The following is an 18069-nucleotide window of genomic DNA, read 5'->3' on the forward strand; positions in this document are numbered from 1 at the left end:
AGGCCAGAGAGAAGCATTTTATCGTTGATTAAAACAGATAAACGAATTTAAATGAGGGTGCGCTATGCCAACGATCATCATGGATTCATGCAGCTATACCCGCCTCGGTCTAACGGGTTTTCTAACCGATACCGGCGTAAAAAAGCGAAATATCAACACGGTAAACGACTTCAGCCAGTTGCAAAGCAAATGTGCTCGTATCAAGCCCGATGTGGTTTTTGTTAACGAAGAGTGTTTTATTAACGAGCCTGACGCCACGGAAAAGATCAAAAGGGTCATCACCCAGCATCCCGACACGCTGTTTTTCATCTTTATGGCCATGACCAATATTCATTTTGAAGATTTTCTTTTTGTGCGCAAGAACTTGATTATCACCTCCAAGTCCATCAAACCCGAGACGCTGAACTCGCTGATCCTGGGCTGCAGCAAGAACAAAGCGGCGGACAATTCCCATAAATCCCCGCTGGATCTCAACCCGGTCCGTTTAAGTCAAACCGAGTCAAATATGTTGCGGATGTGGATGTCCGGCCACGATACCATCCAGATTTCCGACAGTATGCAAATCAAAGCCAAAACGGTCTCTTCCCATAAAGGCAATATCAAACGGAAAATCAAGACGCATAACAAACAGGTCATCTATCACGTGGTCAGGTTAACCGATACCGTCACCAGCGGCATCTATGTCAATGTGCGATAGAGTGCGCCATGACTACCGCTGGCCGAAGGGAACTGAAAAAACCGGTATCCTGTTTAACATGATACCGGCCCGTTGTCTTTCCACCTCTTTGCCCTGGTGATCAGGGCGCAGGGGAATCCGTTCAGGCATCGCCTGCCAGCTGCTCCACAAAAATGCCATCTGGATGGCTGGTTTCATTGAAAAACCAGATCCCGGTGGGATAATCATCCAACGCCACAAGATACATGGTCCCCTCGCTGAACTCTTCAATGGCCAGGATGGTTCCTTTTCTGCGCGGTCCGCCGTCGGTTTTGACCGACACCCGATCATGTAATTTCATGACTTACCTCATAATATGCCAAGCTAATAGTTTAGTACAAAAGGCCCCGAGCGGTCAGCCGGTGATGGCTTTATACCTGTAAATTTCCGCTTTTTGGCAAAACGGAGATCTCACGCGCAGCGGTCATGCGCCCGCGAGCCTAGGCGCTATACTTAATAAAGGGAACAATAGGCAAAATGACAGCTAAGATGAGGAAAATACCATGCCTTTCGCGAAAGAGTATAACCAACATTTGCAGCGGGAAATCAGCATTGATGTGGATTCATTGCTTAAAGCGGTAAGAGAGGCCGCCGGCCATGATGTGCATGAGCATCAAAGCAACGATCACGCCCATATGGTGACGGCTGAAGGTAAACGTTATAACAACTATGGCGCGTTGGCCGAAGCCTACCATCTGGACATCCGCAACTATACCGTCACGGAAGTTAACCGTTAGCGGTCACCTATGCCCGCTTGCGCCAGGCAACCACGCCCTGGGCAAAAAAATCCCCGGCAAAAAGCTCCGGGGAAACTGCCCGCCGTGCGGGATGATTTTAAAGTTCGTTACACAGGGAAATCAGATTGCTTTTTAATAATAATCAGCCAAGAGGGATTGGCAAGTTTGATTACGCCAGCTACTGAATCGTTTAAGGCTACCACCGGAGCGGCAAACGGGAATCAACCTGGCGGAAAGAAAATAAAATACATGTATATCAATGTATAACATTCCCACCATTCTGATTTTTTCCGGTTATCATCCTGGATAAACATAACGCTCAGGCAATTTATAATTAGGATTTTTCCCAATATTAATTAGCTAAAATACAGTATTTCCCAAGCGTCAGGCAAGAAACGTGACCGGCCCGGCATAATCTCCCATAGTATAGCGAAGCATCGTATATACTCATGAGTAATAGAGGTGACAGAAAGATTGTCACTATTGACGGACAAGGCGGACTCAAAATGCCCAGCTTAAAAGATCCCTTATTAGTCGTGACCGATTTGGATGGTTCGTTGCTTGACCATCATACCTATAGCTGGCAAGCCGCCGCGGGCTGGCTGGAAAAACTCAAGGCCAGCCACATCCCGGTGGTTATCTGCTCAAGCAAGACCTCGGCGGAAATAAAAACGCTGCAAACAGGCATGGGCCTGGAAGGCGCGCCTTTTATCGCTGAAAACGGCGCTCTGCTGCATGCCGGCGCCTTAGGACAAGGGCAACAGCCCGACGAACCGGTAACCACCCTATTGGGGCAGGATTATGCCGCCATCAGGGAGGCGCTGGAAACGCTGCGCCGATCCCATGGATTTAAATTTTTTGGCTTCGGCGACGTTAATGAACAATTGATTGGAGAATGGACCGGTCTGGCTCCCCACGATGCGCTCCTGGCTCAACAGCGCCAGGCCTCGGAAGCATTGATCTGGCGCGATAGTGACGAAAGGATGACCGAATTCGTCCAGGAGCTTGAAGCCCGGTCCCTGGCGCTGATTCAAGGCGGACGCTTTTACCACGTGTTGTCAAAAGGCAGCAACAAAGGCGCCGCGGTACGCTGGCTATTGAGTCTGTTTCGCCGGAATGACGGACGCCCATGGCAATCATTGGGTTTGGGAGACGGCCCTAATGACGTCTTGATGCTGCAGGCGGTGGACTATGCGGTTATTATCCGCGGTTACAGCAAAACCCCGCTGGATCTCGGCCCATCACAAAAAAATGTCTACAGAACCGCTGCCTATGGCCCCGAAGGCTGGAGCGAAGGATTGGAACATTTTATCACTTCAGACGGATTGGAGTGATTGACAATAATTCAAAAGAAATTTTTATGATTGGGGAGAATATTTATGAGTGATTTTCATCAAAATGGGATCATTGCAAATTTTCATAATCTATCGGATCGCAACGTCACCGAGTTGGAAACCGAACTGATTGGATTTTCCAAAAAACGCAAAATGGGATTGATACTCCCCTCGCTGTTTTCAGAGCTGGAAGGTCCGGCTTTGGCCAACATTATCGATGAGATCGCAAAAGTACCCTATCTGGAAGAAATAGTTATCGGGCTCGATCGCGCCGACCGCGATCAGTTCCTCTATGCCCGTGAATTTTTTTCCCGGTTGCCTCAGCATCATCGCATCCTGTGGAATGACGGCCCGCGTTTAAAAGCCATTGACGCCGAGCTTGAAAAAGAGGGCCTTTCACCCACCGAACCGGGAAAAGGCAGGAACGTCTGGTTTTGCACCGGCTACACTCTGGCCTCGGATCGTACCCTGGCGGTGGCATTGCACGATTGCGATATAGTCACCTACGAACGAGGCATGCTGGCCCGTTTGCTTTATCCGGTCGTGCATCCCAAATTCAGCTATGAATTCTGCAAAGGATTCTATGCCCGGGTGGCCAACGGCAAAATGAACGGCCGGGTGGTAAGGCTGCTGGTGGGTCCGTTATTGCGTTCCCTGGAGAATGTCTACGGTCAGTCGCCCTATCTCGATTATCTCAATAGTTTTCGTTATCCCTTGTCAGGTGAGTTTGCCATGCGTACCCGGGTTATGCATGACATGAAAATTCCCGGCGACTGGGGATTGGAAATCGGCCTGCTGTCGGAGATCTATCGCAACTATTCACCGAACCATATTTGCCAGGTTGAAATCGCCGATAACTACGACCATAAACACCAGCCCCTGGCGGAAGAGGATGGCTCGGGCGGGTTAAAACGCATGAGCAACGATATTATACAGTCGCTGTACCGTAAGCTGGCCACCATGGGGGTCAATCTCACCAGCGATTCATTCCGGGTGCTAAAAGCCACCTATTACCGCAATGCTCTCGATATTCTGGAATTCTATCACCATGATGCCATTATGAACGGGCTCAAGTTTGATCAGCACAGCGAGGAAGCGGCGGTGGAATTATTCATGCAATGTATTCTGGATGCGGGACAGGCGTTTATCGAACGGCCCAACGATAAGCCCTTTATTCCCAGTTGGAGCCGGGTGCAATCCGCCTTTCCCGATATTATGCAACGCATCTACGACGCAGTGGAAGAAGACAACAAAGGGGATGTCTGACCCCGGAAGGCGCAGGCGCGACATTATAGGGCTGGCGGCTGCGCCGCTGTCGTAAATCACTCCCCTGCCCGGCGGGGGATATTTCCCACGGTGAGTTCGTGATGCCGCTGAAAAAGACGATGTTTTAACTTGCTCCTGACGGGATGACCTTTAGAATGAACGTCTCTTTCTTCAGTAGCCGCTATAGCGGAAAGTGCCGATATGCGCGAACTTAAACCCAATGAACCTCTGGCGGCGGCCCTCGCCGGCTGGATAGAGGATCATCTGGACCGCGATATAGCCCTGCCGGAATTGGCGGAACGGTCCGGCTATTCGGTCTGGCATATGCAAAGCGTGTTCCGTGCCACCACCGGTATCGCCGTTGGCCGCTATATACGGGAACGTAAACTGACCGAGGCCGTGCTGCGTTTGCGCAATACCGATCACCGTATAATTGACATAGCGCTGGATTATGGATTTAATTCACAATCTCAATTTACTACCTTGTTCAAAAAATATTTTGGCGTGACGCCTCAACTGTGCCGTAATGATCCTTCATTACCCCTTAACTTAACTCACCCGCTTCGTTTCAAATGATCTAAAAAGTAAATAACTTATGTTATTTACTTTAGTTATATAGTTTTTTGATTGATCCTCTTTAGCTTTTTACGGCAATCATATTATAAATCAACATAATCAATCAGCTAACCAGAATTGTTCAGTTTTGTGTTTTGATCAAGCAAGAAATTATTAAAAATTAATGATATAAAACAGCACAAACCTCACGAGGTCCTATAGTAATTCTGAAAATTTGGCGTAGTATACCCTGATATCTCCAATTTCCCTGGTGTAACTTAAGCAATTATTCGCCCGCGTTTTTAGCGGGCCTTTTTGTGTTGCCTAGATATGATCGGCTACCCAAGGTCAAGAGCGCTTTTATCTGGTGATATTAATGTCTCCGGTGGGCAAAGGTTAAATCTTGCAGCCTTCACAATCCTCTTCTTCTGCCGGCGGTTCCGGTATTGCCTGCGCTTTTTTTCTGGCGTTTTCTTCCGCTACGGCCAATTCGGCATCAATATCAAATTCAAATACGTCGTCATTCATGGCTTCAAGCCTCCTTTTCAACTGTCGGTACAGTATAACGACTTTATGGGTAAAAGAGACACAATCATGGCCTTTGGCGGAGCAAGAAAGGCGCCGCGAACGCGGGTCTTGAGTTGAGTGAAAGCGCCACGTTCAGTACGACGGCGGCCTGTCGGGCCAAAAAAACCCCGCATGGCGGGGTTTGGGCAGCAAAAAAATCAGACTATATTTCAAGCCCCTTTTTGCTCTTTTTATCTGCCCGTTTTTCCTTCAGTGTTTTCTCCGGCTTCTTCTTGGCTGACTTATCCTTACCTCTACTCATAAACGCCTCGCTTATTTGTCAGATTAGGTGGTTAGTCCAAAAGGCTCCCCGATAACACCTGGGTACTCTAGAGTTACCAAACCTGGGGACGAATTGCAAGCCGGCTGTACGTCTCGTCAGTCCGCCGCCTTTGGATGTGCCGCCAGCCAGTCCCGCATGGTCTTGATCTCCCCTTTCTGCGCTTTAATCACATTCTCCGCCAACTGCCGCATATGAGGATCTTTACCGTATTGCAATTCGGTTTGCGCCATTTCAATAGCGCCCTGATGATGAGGAATCATGCCCTGGGCGAAGGCAACGTCCGGATCGCTTGCTTTCACCCCCTCAGCCATCTTAGCGTGCATGTCTTTCATTGAATTCATATAAGACTGGCTGGCGGGACTTAATCCCTGCGCGTTATCCATCTTCATGCCGGCCATGTTATCGTCGGCCACGGCGACCTGCGCCACCAGGGGGAACAAGATAGCCATTAACGATCCGACCATGCTTTTTCTCATGATTTTCTCCTGTTTATTGTCTAATACCGCATGCTCCGAACACCAAGGCGTCCGCTATGGCGGCATCCCGCATCACAACATCCGCTTGATTCGCCTTAAGAACCATAGCCTAACGCAACGCCGGCCGGGTAACGTCGATCCGGCGACAATTCAACGCTTCTCCGGCTGCGTATCCGTTGCCTGAATAATAAATGGCCTGAATTGCGGCGACATCCAGGTCTCAAATCCCGTCTCGGTTTTAGTGATGAGATACACCGCCAATCCCTGCTGTTCCGCCAGTGCCTTTGCCTTTTCAGTGCCAAGCACCATCAGGCCTGTATCCCAGCCATCGGCCTCCATCGCGGTGGTGGCGATAACGGTCGCGGACACCAATTTATGATCAATGGGCCTCCCGGTGGCGGGATCGATAATATGGGACAACCGTTTACCCTGTAATTCATAGTAATTACGATAACTGCCCGAGGTGCTGATGCCGTGCCCCTGTAAATCCACAACGGCCTGTGCATCCACCTCGCGATCGGTGGGCTTTTGAATGGCCACCCGCCAGGGTTTATCCTGTGGCGACAGCCCCCGGGAAATTACCGCCCCGCCCACCGAGACCAGATAGCGGGTGATGCCCCGGCGTTCCATCAAAGCCGCGAGATGATCGGTGGCATATCCCTCACCCAGCGTTGAAAGGTCAACGTACAGGTCCGGCAAATCTTTTTGCAGCCATTGTCCGCTTACCTCTTCGGTCAGACGGAGATGATGCAGCCCCACCCGCGCCCGCGCGCTGTCGATCTGGGCCTGGGTCGGCATCAACACCGGCTGTTTATCCGGCCCGAACCCCCAAAGATTAACCAAGGGACCCACGGTGATATCCATTGCCCCGCCGGTTTTGGCGCCAATGCGCAGCGCGGTGGCTATCAGGTCGGCCATAGCGGCGGAAATCGGCTGCGGCGCGGTACCATTATAGTGATTAAACCGCGACAACACCGAATCCTGTCGGTAAGTAGACAATTCATGATTGTCCTGTTCCAACACCTGGCTTATCTGCTCCTTCAATCCCACCAGCGCGTCCGCCGGCGGCGAAGCCAACGTAACCCGATAAAACGTGCCCATGGTTTTCCCTTCCGCCATCCAGGCCTGATTGTCCGCCGAGGGCGGCGAGGGTTTATCGCAGCCGGCCAATAACATCACTGCGCCGGTTATAATCACCGCATACTTGTTCATTGTTCTTCCCTATTGTAAAAATCCACATCAGGCCATGCAGCCAGCACCCTATTATTACCTATTATGGGCTTTGCAAAAATCAGACCGATCCGCCTAAAGGCACAGCGGAGTCGCAGCGAGCGGAACGAAGAAGGGATGCGCGGAGCTAAAGCGGCAGGCTGACGGGGAAATAACGGGGTCACCGGACTTGCCAGGCACGGTGAAGGCAAAGGAGTATGCTTGAGATAAGGACCATCACTAACCCAAGCGTATGCCGCCCCGGGATGATGAGGTTACGACAGGTCGGAGTGAGACCCGCCCTGGGCATAATTAAACATTCGCTGCACGATTTCATCAGCGCCTTTGATAATTTCCGACAGATTCTTGTCGCTGCGGTTGACCGCCTGTGAATAGGCAATTTCATGCGCTTCATCCACCATGCTGATAATACGGCCGCGTGTTTCAGCATCCAGATTACCCAAAATAGTGGTGATCACTACCTGGTAGGCATGGGACGTTACGGTTAACTGCCGTTCGCGGGCCTCCAATACTTTAATGCGTTCGAGCAGTGCTAGATAGTGCGGATCATTATCCATCTCGGCTTCCCCCTGGTAGAGCCGGCGCCGGCACGAGGCAATGTATGCATATGCATCACGCCGGCTAAAAAACTGAGTATACAACAAATGCCCGATACAGAGATCGCGGGGGAGCGAAGCGCGGGTGAGAACTGAATAACTGTCGTGACAGGTCACGACAGTTTATCGGGTGGAACCATCAATTAAGAGTGGTTGCCGCTATTGCTGCTTTTACCGCCTTTTTTACCGGCTTCTGACGCCTTTTCCGGGTTGTTTTTAAAACCCCCGCTGCCGCTGTGCTGGCCGCCTTTTTTACCCGCTTCAGATGCTTTTTGTTTATCGTCCGCAAAATTACCAGAACCTTTACGTTGATCTGCCATGTAAACCTCCAAACGTGAATGTCGAAATCAATAAATTGATATTTCACCAGGTCTTTTGCCAAGACATTGAAGAAGCGTGATGTTATGCCTCTCAACGTTTTTATCCTAGAACATGATTCTTATTATTGCCAAAGTGATTCTCAACCTAATTCTCATTTAAAAACGAAAAACCAGCCAAACATCTATCACCTTGCGTCATTTACATTCATAGATTAATTTATAACGCATTGAAGAATATATATTTTAATACACTCAAGAATCTAAGCTTTAACTGCAATATTCAATTAAATAATTTAACCCTTTGATTATCGTGATTTATTAACCATTATTGCAAGATAGCGGAAATAATCGGCAAAAACCAACAATCAGTCAATAACTTATTATTATTTATTCATTAGCGTATTAAGTATATTGATAATGAATGGCGTTAGCATGGCTAAAAAAAATGCCTGCGTTGAGCAGGCATTGTGGATAAAGTGGCTTTAAAGACCGGCTGGTCTGGGCACTTCGAGATATTGGCCGTTAATATCGCGACGATAATAATGTCCTTGATTGACATAATATCTTTCGCCATTCATATCCAATACCGTCATATTGCCGGGTCCGGAAACATAAGCCTGCGGCGCGGGCACTACGGCCGGTGGATTGACTACCACATACTCATTGTTCTGGCGTTGATAATAAACCCCGTCCAACACATAATAGGTCAGACCCGCTGCTAAGATGGTCGCCGCCACCCCAGGCAAAAAACCAAACCTTTCGCCATAGTGAGGCCGGCCACCTATCCAGCCATGGGGGCCGTAATGATAAGGATAATGACCGCCGTGCCAGCCGGGCGCGGCAAAACCGGCTACCGGCATAACCAGGCTAAGGGAAAATAAAAGAATCAGAACTTTTTTCATCATAATTTACCTATTAAGACTCTCACCTATTAATACATGCCGATGCTTTCATAACAGACCTTCCCTGACCATTATGCAAGACCATTTACGCATCTTTTGTCAGGTTTAACGAAATCCTTACCTATACGTAAAAGTGTATTGCAAATCAATACCATCCCTGTGTTTCACCCTCATTGAAAGCGGTAAACACGCGGCATTCCTTTGCCCCGGGCTTTATCTGAATTTTAGTCGATAGCGAAGCTTTGCGGATATAAAAGCCTGAACAAAACCATGACTTTTTCATTAGCAATTGTGAATGACGGAAAGCTGCCGTTGATATGCTAAGGTTTGGTAAAGTCTTGAAAGGTTGTGTAAACTTATAATATATATGAATATTATTGACATAATAATTAATCATTATGATTTGATGCATTGAAGGCCAGATGTTATTTTGCCATTACCCCTCTCGCTCCAGAGCGGGGTAATGTGATGTTGGACACCCACTTTTGTTTTGTGTGGGTGTTTTTTTTGCCTGAAGACCGGGGGTGGGGTTTCACTTCACCAGATTGTCGAGACGTTCATCGTCAATACCCGCCGGTTCAAGGTGGGCTGAAACTTCCGCCGCCGGGAAAAGTTTTCTCACCGCCGCTTCAGCGGCATCGCCGATTTCATGGCCCACGTCGACGGTAAGCTGGCCGTCCACTTCCACATGTAATTCAACAAACACCCGATCGCCGCCGTTACGGGTTCGGATATCATGGACACCCTGCACCCCCTCGCAGCTCAGGGCGGCAGCCCGAATGCGCCGCCGGTCCTTCACGTCCAGTTCCTGATCCAAAAGCTGGATAAGCGCGGAGAGCACCATGCCGCGGGCATTCCATAGCATATAGCAGGAAATGCCAAGTGCCCCCGCCGCATCGGAGCGCGCCCAGCCGAACAAGCCGTCCAGAACCAGCGCCGCCAGCACGGCGATATTGACGGCGATATCGGTGACATAATGCGCGCGATCGGCGGCTATGGCGGTGGAACCGGTCCTCTTGACCACAAACGTCTGCATGGTCACCAGTACGCCGGCGCAGAAAGTACTGCCGACTATGACCCAGATACCCAGGCCTTGCTGCGAAAGCGGCTGAGGATGGATCAGGCGTCCCACGGATTCAATACCCAGCACCAGCCCGGCCCCGGCAAGCAGCAGCGCCTGGACAAAGGCCGCCACCGCCTCAGCTTTGCCGTGGCCGTAGCGGTGCCCCTTGTCCGCCGGGCGCTGCGCATAATAAACCCCCGCCAGGGTGACGATGGATGCCATCACGTCAACCAAACCGTCCGCCGCGGAAGTCAGCATGGAAATGGAACCGGTAAGCAGCCATGCCCAGATTTTAATGCCCACGAGCATCAGCGCAACGCTAAGAGATATTAATGAGGCCAGGCGCGTGAGCTTTTTGCTTGGGAGATTAAACAGCATTGGCGAATCCCCAAGTATCAGTTTTAACATTCATATGTTTACCGATTAAATAGCACGCTGCGAAAGCGAATATATTGGATGAAATTCGCTGTTGCTAAAACAGCCAGCGAAGACATGTGAAGGATTTACATGGCCCAACTTCAACAAGGGTGCAATATATTATCAAAATCAATGTCTTTCAGTCTATGTAAATTTATCTGATGCCGGACGCACATCATAAACACGGATTCTCTTTGTCTTTTACCTCCTGCAGATCGTTTATGGCAAAAGTGACCACCCCGAAAATCACCAGCTCTCCCTCCTCCAGATCGATGGTGGTGATTTCGCCGCGTTTTCCCAGGCTTTCCAATGCGGGCAACGGAAACAAACGCAGGCGCCGAATCACATAAGCCCCGTCGATCACCGCAACAACGATACTGCCATGGGCCGCTTTTACCGCCGCATCCACCACCAGGATCGCGCCGTGCAAAATGCCCACCGCCATGCAGCCCTCCTCTACCCGCACCAGATAGGTCGAGGCTGGACGGAGAATACAGGTTTTGTCCAGGCTGATCCTGCTATCAATGTAATCCTGTGCCGGAGAAGGGAAGCCCATGGTCAAACACCTTAATACTGATTTTTTATACAGTATAAACACGGTTGCCCAACCTGTGAAGGGTTCTTTGGCGGTAAAAGTATAGCCGACTGATCCAGCGGATAAAATTATGGCCCGGCGCAGGCAGGCCGATGCCGCCAAGGGAAGGCTATCATTTATGTACATCCAACCGCACCGTGCCGCAGCGTTTCGCTTAAGCGCGGCACACTTTAAAAAAACCGGACTATAATTGCTTCATTAATCAAGATATTTAATCAATCCTCTAATCCGTCTAAGGAAGAAATGAGCTTATGAACCGGTTATGGATATCAGCTCCGGCGATTTTATTGCTGATTTCCGGCTGTTCGCCACATTATCGGGGGGTGCAATGCCAAGGGGATATAAAAAGTCTGGCAGGCCAGCCGCTGGGGGCTACCAGCGCATTGATTGAGGACAGATACAATTCGTTTTCGGTAGCTATGCCGCAAGAAAAGGTTGAAAGCGGAACGCTTCAGTCCGCCGATCGCTCCCTTTATATTCCCTCCGCCGTTACAACAGAAGGTTATCTGGCTCAACGTGTTTCAGATAAAAAATTCACGCTTATCGATTCACGCAAGGATAGATGGATAACTTACACTTGCCCCTAGCTTTCGTCCTGTAGCGCGCCTTCGCCGCCGCTGCTGTTTGATATGCTTGTGAAGTGAGATTATGAGTGGGGAAACAAGGACAAACAATCGTTCCGCGGGCTTTTCGTCACAAAAAACAAAGGGGATAAGTGCTTGAATAGTGGCGGAGAGAGAGGGATTTGAACCCTCGGAAGGATTACTCCTTCAACGGTTTTCGAGACCGTCCCGTTCAGCCGCTCCGGCATCTCTCCTTTTTAGCGGTTGCTATCATGCCCTGTTTTGCGGCATTTTAATAGTGTTTAACCGCGCCTGACGATTCAAGTGACGACTTATCGAGCAAGTAGATGATGAAATGGCCTTGGAAAAGCTCTGCCCCCTCGCCGGAGACGCTTGCCTTATGGCAAGAGGCCTTGGCGATCCCGTTATTCTCGCCTTTGTCTGCTGAAGAGCGGCATCGCCTGGTCCTGCTGGCCGACAAATTCTTGGAGCAAAAAAAGCTGGTCCTCCTGCAGGGGCTGGTGCTCAATGATGTTATGGAGGCGCGAATTGCCCTGCTGTTTTCGTTGCCGGTGTTGGGGTTGGGGCTGGACTGGCTGGATGGTTTTCATGAAATACTGATTTATCCATCGCCCTTTGTGGTTAACGATGAGTGGCAAGACGACGCGGGACTGGTGCACCGCGGCGAGATGGTGCATTCCGGCCAAAGTTGGGATCAGGGGCCGATAGTGCTTAATTGGCAGGAAATTCAGGATTCGTTCGATCTTTCCGGCTTCAACCTGATTATCCATGAAACCGCGCATAAGCTGGATGGACGCAATACCGGCGTGGTGAACGGTATGCCGCTGATCCCCCTGCGTGAGGTGGCCCGCTGGGAAAATCTCCTGCGCTCGGCAATGGAGGATTTGCAGGACGAAGTGGATTTGGTGGGAGAAGACGCGGCCAGTATGGATGCTTATGCCGCCAGCGATCCGGCGGAATGTTTTGCCGTGCTGTCGGAGTATTTTTTCAGTTCGACAGAATTGTTTTCCGACAGGTTTCCCGAACTTTATCGCTGCTTTGTACAGTTTTACCGCCAGGATCCGTTGGCGCGGCTTAACGCGCAGCGTTCCTCTCCGACAGCCTCTCCCGGCGATTTAGCCGCGCCGGAAAACTAAAACAGCCGTCTAAGCGCCCTAAACCCCCCTTTACAGCGCCAATGATGAACAATTTGGCTAAGGGTTAGGCAATCACGCTGCAAGTTTTTATTTTGCATTGACACCTTTGGAGGGGCCGGATATGATTCGCCCCGTTCAAACGATTCCTCTGTAGTTCAGTCGGTAGAACGGCGGACTGTTAATCCGTATGTCACTGGTTCGAGTCCAGTCAGAGGAGCCAAATTCTTGTTTTCATGCTGCTTTGCGAATCCTTATGTGATTTAGATTCAATAAGTTAGCGTGAAAAATCTTCCCGATGTGTTTTGATTTTACCCTCTGCATCGGGAGAATTTGGTGGTCAGATTTGGGGTCATGTTGGTTCGATTATGGAGTGACCCCCATATGTCTCTTAACGACACAAAAATCCGCAGTCTCAAGCCTTCAGATAAATCCTTCAAAGTCTCCGATTCACACGGCTTGTACCTTTTAGTCAATCCAGGCGGTTCACGTCTCTGGTATCTCAAGTACCGTATCAACGGTAAAGAATCTCGTCTTGGTTTAGGCGCTTATCCTGATGTATCCCTTTCTGGCGCTCGGCAACAACGTGACGGTATCCGCAAGCTGCTGGCGCAGAACATTAACCCCGCCCGGCAACGTATCGCCGAAAGAGCCGCCCGCTCGCCGGATAAAGTCTTTAAGTCCGTGGCGCTGGGTTGGCATAAAAGCAACAATAAATGGTCGCAGAATACCGCCGACCGTCTGCTTGCCAGTATGAACAACCACATCTTTCCGGTGATTGGGCATCTGCCGGTCACGGAACTGAAACCCCGTCATTTCATCGACCTGCTGAAAGGTATTGAGGCAAAAGGTCTGCTGGAAGTCGCGTCCCGCACGCGGCAGCACCTGTGTAACGTCATGCGTTATGCCGTGCATCAGGGGTTAATCGAAAACAACCCGGCGGCGAATCTGGATGGGGTGACGGCTCCGCCCGCTAAGCATCACTATCCCGCCCTGCCCCTGGAGCGCCTGCCGGAACTGCTGGAACGCATTGAAGGCTATCAGCAGGGCCGTGAACTCACCCGGCTTGCCGTCCTGCTCACCCTGCATCTGTTTATCCGCTCCAGTGAACTGCGTTTCGCCCGATGGGGTGAGATTGATTTCAGAAACAGAATCTGGACTCTTCCCGCCATCCGTGAAGCTCTTCCTGGCGTTCGTTACTCCGGACGTGGAGCCAAAATGCGCACGTCGCATATCGTGCCTCTGTCCCAGCAGGCCATCGGTATACTGAAACAAATAAAGGAAATCTCCGGCCATCTGGAACTGGTATTCCCCGGTGACCATAACCCTTACAGGCCGATGTGTGAAAATACGGTCAACAAGGCACTACGACTGATGGGCTATGACACGAAAGCGGATATCTGTGGACACGGATTCCGGACGATGGCGTGCAGCGCCCTGATGGAGTCAGGACTCTGGTCACAGGATGCGGTAGAACGCCAGATGAGCCATCAGGAGCGCAACAGCGTGCGGCTGGCCTACATCCATAAAGCGGAACACCTTGAAGCCCGCAAGGCGATGATGCAGTGGTGGTCGGATTATCTGGACACTTGTCGAAAAACCTATATCCCGCCATATATCCGAAGTTGCAGAAATAGCCATGGAATTATCTGAGTCAACAGGACCCCGACCAGAATAACATAAAAGCAGTATTTACAAACGCAGGTACTGCTTTTAATCATTTAATACATTAATAACTTATCATTACGGCGACTGTAATATCCTAAAATATTGAACCAGGCTATATTTTTTTGTTTAGTGTGTATAGTAACTGATTCAACCATCATGATTGGAAGGTTAGAAAGCCCCAACTAAAAATTGCAGCCTTTCAGTGATGCTATGCATTCTATGCTAAGGAAGTGGCCACTTTATACTTTTCACATTAGAGAAATTTTATATTACAACAATTAATTCGAAAATATTAAAAAACCATATAAATATAAATATAAATATAAATATGTTTAATCACGTGCAATAAGTACTTTTACTCCTTTTTTTCTGAGATCTAAAAAACAACTTTCAGTAATATCTTTATCCGTGATAATCGTTCCGACCTTCTCAACACTACAGACTACATTTGGACCTTTTCTTCCAAACTTTGAAGAATCAACCAGTAAAATTATTTCTTCAACTGCATCACACATTGCACGACTAACCTCATGCCCCTCAAAAAAAGAAGTTACACCTGTAGTGAGATCTACGCCATCCGCACCAATAAATAACTTATTGAATTTAAAATGCTTAAAAGTTTCTTCTGCGAGGCTACCGTGAAAAGAAGATGATTTTCTTCTGTAAGATCCCCCTGGGACATGTATATTATGATCTCCAGGAAGCTCCACCAATGCATTAATTATATAAAGGCTATTGGTCATAATTGTTAAATTTCTAAAATTCGAAACATAGGGAACCAATTGCAATACAGTACTGCCCACATCAAATATCATTGAGTCACCGTCATTAATTAAACATGATGCGGCAGATGCTATCAATTTCTTTTTATCTAGATTAACATTATTTCTGTTATAAAAGGTGAGCTCACTATACTCTCTATTGAGAACAACGGCGCCATGAGTACGGACCACTGACCCATCATTTTCTAAAATAGTTAGATCCTTACGAATAGTCGTTTCGGTAGTATCAAAATACCGGGCAAGATTAGAAACAACACACCGCCCTCTAGATTGTAATAATTCAAGTATTGCTAACTGCCGTTCTCTGGGCTTCATAATATCCCCCAATCAAAAAACCAACATATAATATCATAGATTAACACATAAATGAAACAGTCATTTAAATAGAAAAAATACACAATAAATGACAGAAGTCGACCTACTAATTTTTAAAAGAACATAATCATTAGCTAAACTTGAAATAATTGAGTGAATTAATGAAAAAAAGGGCCCAACCAATATAATTGGTCAGACCAAAAGTCATTAAAATTCTTAATTATTCGAAAGCAAATAAAGAACCATAACTATCAGCAGCTAACAAAGCGGCATATACTTTATCTTCATTAATTTCGAATGGCATGTTGAAAATTGTTTCACCCGGCGTACAAGCCAGTTTAGCAACTTGTCTCATTTTATTTTCAATATTATCAACTACTTTCAATTGTTTCAATGTCACAGGCAAACCAATATCAGTACAAAGCTGTGCTACTGTTTCTAGTTCTTCCGAAGAAGCATTTTCTAGGATCAATTGAGTTAATAATCCAAAAGCAACTTTCTCACCATGGTACATATGATGGGTTTCAGGTAATACAGTAAAGCCATTATGTATAGCATGTGCTGCAGCTAGCCCCCCACTTTCGAAACCTAGACCACTCAGGTAAGTGTTTGCCTCAACAATATGTTCAACAGCTTCGGTAACTACATTAAGCTGAACGGCAACCATAGCTTTTCTAGCATCTTCTAAAAGGGTTGCGTAACATTGTTTCGCAATAGCAACGGCGGCAAGCGTCTGAAGACCTCCAGCCATCGTCAAAGCCCCCCGCTGTAGACAAGCTCTGGCTTCAAACCAAGTAGCTAGCGCATCGCCAATACCAGCAGCCAACAGCCGAGCAGGAGCATTTGCAACAATCTGTGTATCCACTAGAACTAATGCTGGATTAAACGGTAAATCAAGATAAGTATCGAACTCACCTGAATCTGTATATATTACTGACCATGAACTACAAGGGGCATCTGTTGATGCAATAGTAGGAATAATTATCAAAGGAATATTAAGATAGTACGCTACAGCTTTAGCTGCATCGATCGTTTTACCGCCCCCGACACCAATTATTGCAGTGCATTTATTTTCCTCAGCATCAGATTTAATATTACTAATTGCATTTTTTGAGCATTCACCGCTAAAGGTTGAAAAATGATAAGATATATTTTCTTTGTCAAAACTAGTTTTGAACACATCTTTCGTCAACCCAAGAACAAAGTCATCCCCAAGAATAAGAAACTTAGCATTCAGGTGTTTAACATATATACCGACTGTATTTAGCACCCCAGCTGCTTGAATATATTTACCTGGAGCCTGGATAATTTTTGCATTCATAACACATCCTCATTTCAGTCAAATAAACCAAAATCTAAGTATTTCTAACACTTGACTAATTCACACAATGATTAATATTTCCTTTGCAGCATATACAAAAAAATCACAAGAAATTATTAATACCATCGCCTCAAACAAAACGTTACAAGATGATGTAAATCCAAAACCTGCTTAAGTTCACATTTATGCCCCGGCAGGTTATGAAATCGAAAGTTTTTATCTTTCGGTATTTATATCACCTACGACGTTAGATATAAAAATTCATTTTTGAAAACAAGAATTAGATATTCACTAAAAACCCAGAAGCTTTTGGCACTTTGTACTCCATGCCGATTCACTATAAATAAACAACTATTAAATATCAGATAGTTAAACAACACAAAGTGAACTTACCTTATCCCACACCCCACCTATACGAAACAAAAAAACTTTCATATTGTTCTCTAAACGAAAGAAAACATGATTTTTTTGTGATCTCTATTGGATTTTAAAGGTTTATTTTAGTCTACTGTTTCAAACAAGTTAACGCCCAGCACTAATGTTAACGATTCTTTTTGATAGATATATTTCGTGTTAAACCCAAAATATACTTGGCGATTAAAACTCACCCAAATAATTATTTAAGAGCACCCTGCATTAGGAGACATAATAATGATCGAAGGCATTACTCATGGTGCTGAATGGTTCATTGGCCTTTTTCAGAAAGGTGGTGAAACGTTTGTAGGAATGGTGACAGGAATATTACCCCTTCTCATCAGTTTACTGGTTATAATGAATGCATTAATAGTATTTGTGGGACAACGTCGCATTGAAAATCTAGCACAGCGATGTGCTGGCAATCCGGTATCACGATATCTATTCCTGCCAGTAATAGGTACTTTTGTTTTCTGTAATCCTATGACTCTTAGTTTAGGCCGTTTTTTACCGGAAAAATATAAACCAAGCTACTATGCGGCATCTTCGTATAGTTGTCATTCAATGAATGGCTTGTTCCCGCATATAAACCCCGGTGAACTATTCGTTTATTTAGGCATAGCTAATGGGCTTACGACACTTAATCTACCACTCGGCCCCTTAGCTGTGAGTTATTTATTAGTTGGAATGTTAACGAATTTCTTCCGAGGTTGGATAACAGACCTTACTACGAGCATCTTCGAGAAGAAGATGGGAATCAAATTAGATCGTGAAGTTCGTTTATAAAAAGCGGAGC

General features: G+C 47.3%; 20 protein-coding genes and 2 tRNA genes. 10 read left to right on the plus strand and 12 right to left on the minus strand.

Features of this window, described 5'->3' with window-relative positions; translation table 11 throughout:
- Window positions 1-64 precede the first annotated feature (64 nt).
- Window positions 65-697 carry a transcriptional regulator RcsA gene (gene rcsA, locus ACL2XJ_RS24290; protein ID WP_132921200.1) on the plus strand — a complete coding sequence of 211 codons (633 nt, stop codon included), beginning with the start codon at window positions 65-67 and terminating at the stop codon, window positions 695-697.
- 121 nt (window positions 698-818) lie between these two features.
- Here the strand turns inward: rcsA and dsrB are convergent, their stop codons facing one another.
- On the minus strand, window positions 819-1016 hold the full coding sequence (gene dsrB / locus ACL2XJ_RS24295; protein WP_132921199.1) for a protein DsrB: 198 nt from the start codon (window positions 1014-1016) through the stop codon (window positions 819-821).
- A gap of 202 nt (window positions 1017-1218) precedes the next feature.
- Between dsrB and ACL2XJ_RS24300 the strand changes: the two genes are divergently transcribed.
- The 4 genes from ACL2XJ_RS24300 (at window position 1219) to ACL2XJ_RS24315 (ending at window position 4628) form a co-directional block, all read left to right on the plus strand.
- Window positions 1219-1452 carry a DUF2525 domain-containing protein gene (locus tag ACL2XJ_RS24300; RefSeq protein ID WP_132921198.1) on the plus strand — a complete coding sequence of 78 codons (234 nt, stop codon included), beginning with the start codon at window positions 1219-1221 and terminating at the stop codon, window positions 1450-1452.
- Window positions 1453-1958: 506 nt separating this feature from the next.
- Entirely contained in the window at window positions 1959-2786 is an 828-nt protein-coding gene (locus ACL2XJ_RS24305) for a mannosyl-3-phosphoglycerate phosphatase-related protein (protein ID WP_413724786.1), read from the plus strand.
- Between the two features lie 45 nt (window positions 2787-2831).
- Window positions 2832-4052 (plus strand): glycosyl transferase, encoded by a 1221-nt coding sequence (locus ACL2XJ_RS24310; RefSeq protein WP_132921196.1) that lies wholly within the window; start codon window positions 2832-2834, stop codon window positions 4050-4052.
- Between the two features lie 201 nt (window positions 4053-4253).
- Complete coding sequence (locus tag ACL2XJ_RS24315) at window positions 4254-4628, plus strand: helix-turn-helix domain-containing protein (protein ID WP_413724787.1); 375 nt, start codon at window positions 4254-4256, stop codon at window positions 4626-4628.
- 375 nt (window positions 4629-5003) lie between these two features.
- Here the strand turns inward: ACL2XJ_RS24315 and ACL2XJ_RS24320 are convergent, their stop codons facing one another.
- The 8 genes from ACL2XJ_RS24320 to ACL2XJ_RS24355 form a co-directional block, all read right to left on the minus strand.
- Window positions 5004-5135 carry a hypothetical protein gene (locus tag ACL2XJ_RS24320; RefSeq protein WP_279433127.1) on the minus strand — a complete coding sequence of 44 codons (132 nt, stop codon included), beginning with the start codon at window positions 5133-5135 and terminating at the stop codon, window positions 5004-5006.
- Window positions 5136-5552: 417 nt separating this feature from the next.
- Window positions 5553-5906: a DUF305 domain-containing protein gene (locus tag ACL2XJ_RS24325; RefSeq protein WP_413726959.1), complete on the minus strand. Its 354-nt coding sequence runs from the start codon at window positions 5904-5906 to the stop codon at window positions 5553-5555.
- Between the two features lie 177 nt (window positions 5907-6083).
- Complete coding sequence (gene apbE, locus ACL2XJ_RS24330; RefSeq protein WP_203521144.1) at window positions 6084-7145, minus strand: FAD:protein FMN transferase ApbE; 1062 nt, start codon at window positions 7143-7145, stop codon at window positions 6084-6086.
- Between the two features lie 272 nt (window positions 7146-7417).
- The gene (locus ACL2XJ_RS24335) at window positions 7418-7720 is read right to left on the minus strand and encodes a hypothetical protein (RefSeq protein ID WP_132921192.1); all 303 of its coding nucleotides are present in this window, start codon (window positions 7718-7720) and stop codon (window positions 7418-7420) included.
- Between the two features lie 182 nt (window positions 7721-7902).
- Window positions 7903-8079, minus strand: a complete 177-nt coding sequence (locus tag ACL2XJ_RS24340; RefSeq protein ID WP_132921191.1) for a general stress protein — start codon at window positions 8077-8079, stop codon at window positions 7903-7905.
- Between the two features lie 482 nt (window positions 8080-8561).
- Entirely contained in the window at window positions 8562-8984 is a 423-nt protein-coding gene (locus ACL2XJ_RS24345; protein WP_413724788.1) for a DUF6515 family protein, read from the minus strand.
- 529 nt (window positions 8985-9513) lie between these two features.
- Window positions 9514-10422 carry a cation diffusion facilitator family transporter gene (locus ACL2XJ_RS24350; RefSeq protein ID WP_203521143.1) on the minus strand — a complete coding sequence of 303 codons (909 nt, stop codon included), beginning with the start codon at window positions 10420-10422 and terminating at the stop codon, window positions 9514-9516.
- Between the two features lie 214 nt (window positions 10423-10636).
- A complete protein-coding gene (locus ACL2XJ_RS24355; protein ID WP_413724789.1) occupies window positions 10637-11017 on the minus strand; it encodes a S24 family peptidase in 381 nt (126 codons plus the stop codon).
- A 290-nt stretch (window positions 11018-11307) separates the two neighbouring features.
- On the opposite strand from ACL2XJ_RS24355, the gene ACL2XJ_RS24360 reads away from it, so the two are divergent.
- Entirely contained in the window at window positions 11308-11643 is a 336-nt protein-coding gene (locus ACL2XJ_RS24360; protein WP_132921187.1) for a hypothetical protein, read from the plus strand.
- A 140-nt stretch (window positions 11644-11783) separates the two neighbouring features.
- On the opposite strand, the gene ACL2XJ_RS24365 is transcribed toward ACL2XJ_RS24360, so the two are convergent.
- Window positions 11784-11873 (minus strand) — tRNA-Ser (locus ACL2XJ_RS24365).
- 93 nt (window positions 11874-11966) lie between these two features.
- On the opposite strand from ACL2XJ_RS24365, the gene mtfA reads away from it, so the two are divergent.
- The 3 genes from mtfA to ACL2XJ_RS24380 all read left to right on the plus strand — a co-directional run bounded on the left by mtfA (window position 11967) and on the right by ACL2XJ_RS24380 (window position 14426).
- A complete protein-coding gene (mtfA, locus tag ACL2XJ_RS24370; protein WP_413724790.1) occupies window positions 11967-12776 on the plus strand; it encodes a DgsA anti-repressor MtfA in 810 nt (269 codons plus the stop codon).
- 144 nt (window positions 12777-12920) lie between these two features.
- Window positions 12921-12996: transfer RNA gene (locus tag ACL2XJ_RS24375), tRNA-Asn, on the plus strand.
- A gap of 161 nt (window positions 12997-13157) precedes the next feature.
- Complete coding sequence (locus ACL2XJ_RS24380; RefSeq protein WP_413724791.1) at window positions 13158-14426, plus strand: tyrosine-type recombinase/integrase; 1269 nt, start codon at window positions 13158-13160, stop codon at window positions 14424-14426.
- 347 nt (window positions 14427-14773) lie between these two features.
- Here ACL2XJ_RS24380 and srlR read toward each other — a convergent pair whose 3' ends face one another.
- Both srlR and ACL2XJ_RS24390 read right to left on the minus strand, forming a co-directional pair.
- Window positions 14774-15538, minus strand: a complete 765-nt coding sequence (srlR, locus tag ACL2XJ_RS24385) for a glucitol operon DNA-binding transcriptional repressor SrlR (protein WP_413724793.1) — start codon at window positions 15536-15538, stop codon at window positions 14774-14776.
- Between the two features lie 220 nt (window positions 15539-15758).
- Window positions 15759-16859 (minus strand): glycerol dehydrogenase, encoded by a 1101-nt coding sequence (locus ACL2XJ_RS24390; protein WP_413724794.1) that lies wholly within the window; start codon window positions 16857-16859, stop codon window positions 15759-15761.
- 651 nt (window positions 16860-17510) lie between these two features.
- On the opposite strand from ACL2XJ_RS24390, the gene ACL2XJ_RS24395 reads away from it, so the two are divergent.
- On the plus strand, window positions 17511-18059 hold the full coding sequence (locus ACL2XJ_RS24395) for a PTS glucitol/sorbitol transporter subunit IIC (RefSeq protein WP_413724796.1): 549 nt from the start codon (window positions 17511-17513) through the stop codon (window positions 18057-18059).
- Window positions 18060-18069: the final 10 nt, after the last annotated feature.

Origin of the sequence: Sodalis sp. RH16 (genome assembly GCF_047324245.1) — a bacterium.
In the GTDB taxonomy this organism is placed as follows: Bacteria; Pseudomonadota; Gammaproteobacteria; order Enterobacterales; family Enterobacteriaceae; genus Acerihabitans; species Acerihabitans ligni.

Excerpts from the sequence above, each read along its gene's own strand:
- ACL2XJ_RS24305 (WP_413724786.1), top strand. The coding sequence starts at position 1,959 with ATGCCCAGCTTAAAAGATCCCTTATTAGTCGTGACCGATTTGGATGGT.
- ACL2XJ_RS24395 (WP_413724796.1), top strand. The coding sequence starts at position 17,511 with ATGATCGAAGGCATTACTCATGGTGCTGAATGGTTCATTGGCCTTTTT.
- ACL2XJ_RS24335 (WP_132921192.1), bottom strand. The coding sequence starts at position 7,720 with ATGGATAATGATCCGCACTATCTAGCACTGCTCGAACGCATTAAAGTA.
- ACL2XJ_RS24345 (WP_413724788.1), bottom strand. The coding sequence starts at position 8,984 with ATGATGAAAAAAGTTCTGATTCTTTTATTTTCCCTTAGCCTGGTTATG.
- ACL2XJ_RS24390 (WP_413724794.1), bottom strand. The coding sequence starts at position 16,859 with ATGAATGCAAAAATTATCCAGGCTCCAGGTAAATATATTCAAGCAGCT.
- ACL2XJ_RS24360 (WP_132921187.1), top strand. The coding sequence starts at position 11,308 with ATGAACCGGTTATGGATATCAGCTCCGGCGATTTTATTGCTGATTTCC.
- ACL2XJ_RS24320 (WP_279433127.1), bottom strand. The coding sequence starts at position 5,135 with ATGAATGACGACGTATTTGAATTTGATATTGATGCCGAATTGGCCGTA.
- ACL2XJ_RS24380 (WP_413724791.1), top strand. The coding sequence starts at position 13,158 with ATGTCTCTTAACGACACAAAAATCCGCAGTCTCAAGCCTTCAGATAAA.
- rcsA (WP_132921200.1), top strand. The coding sequence starts at position 65 with ATGCCAACGATCATCATGGATTCATGCAGCTATACCCGCCTCGGTCTA.
- ACL2XJ_RS24355 (WP_413724789.1), bottom strand. The coding sequence starts at position 11,017 with ATGGGCTTCCCTTCTCCGGCACAGGATTACATTGATAGCAGGATCAGC.
- ACL2XJ_RS24315 (WP_413724787.1), top strand. The coding sequence starts at position 4,254 with ATGCGCGAACTTAAACCCAATGAACCTCTGGCGGCGGCCCTCGCCGGC.
- apbE (WP_203521144.1), bottom strand. The coding sequence starts at position 7,145 with ATGAACAAGTATGCGGTGATTATAACCGGCGCAGTGATGTTATTGGCC.
- mtfA (WP_413724790.1), top strand. The coding sequence starts at position 11,967 with ATGATGAAATGGCCTTGGAAAAGCTCTGCCCCCTCGCCGGAGACGCTT.
- dsrB (WP_132921199.1), bottom strand. The coding sequence starts at position 1,016 with ATGAAATTACATGATCGGGTGTCGGTCAAAACCGACGGCGGACCGCGC.
- ACL2XJ_RS24325 (WP_413726959.1), bottom strand. The coding sequence starts at position 5,906 with ATGGCTATCTTGTTCCCCCTGGTGGCGCAGGTCGCCGTGGCCGACGAT.
- ACL2XJ_RS24350 (WP_203521143.1), bottom strand. The coding sequence starts at position 10,422 with ATGCTGTTTAATCTCCCAAGCAAAAAGCTCACGCGCCTGGCCTCATTA.
- srlR (WP_413724793.1), bottom strand. The coding sequence starts at position 15,538 with ATGAAGCCCAGAGAACGGCAGTTAGCAATACTTGAATTATTACAATCT.
- ACL2XJ_RS24300 (WP_132921198.1), top strand. The coding sequence starts at position 1,219 with ATGCCTTTCGCGAAAGAGTATAACCAACATTTGCAGCGGGAAATCAGC.
- ACL2XJ_RS24310 (WP_132921196.1), top strand. The coding sequence starts at position 2,832 with ATGAGTGATTTTCATCAAAATGGGATCATTGCAAATTTTCATAATCTA.
- ACL2XJ_RS24340 (WP_132921191.1), bottom strand. The coding sequence starts at position 8,079 with ATGGCAGATCAACGTAAAGGTTCTGGTAATTTTGCGGACGATAAACAA.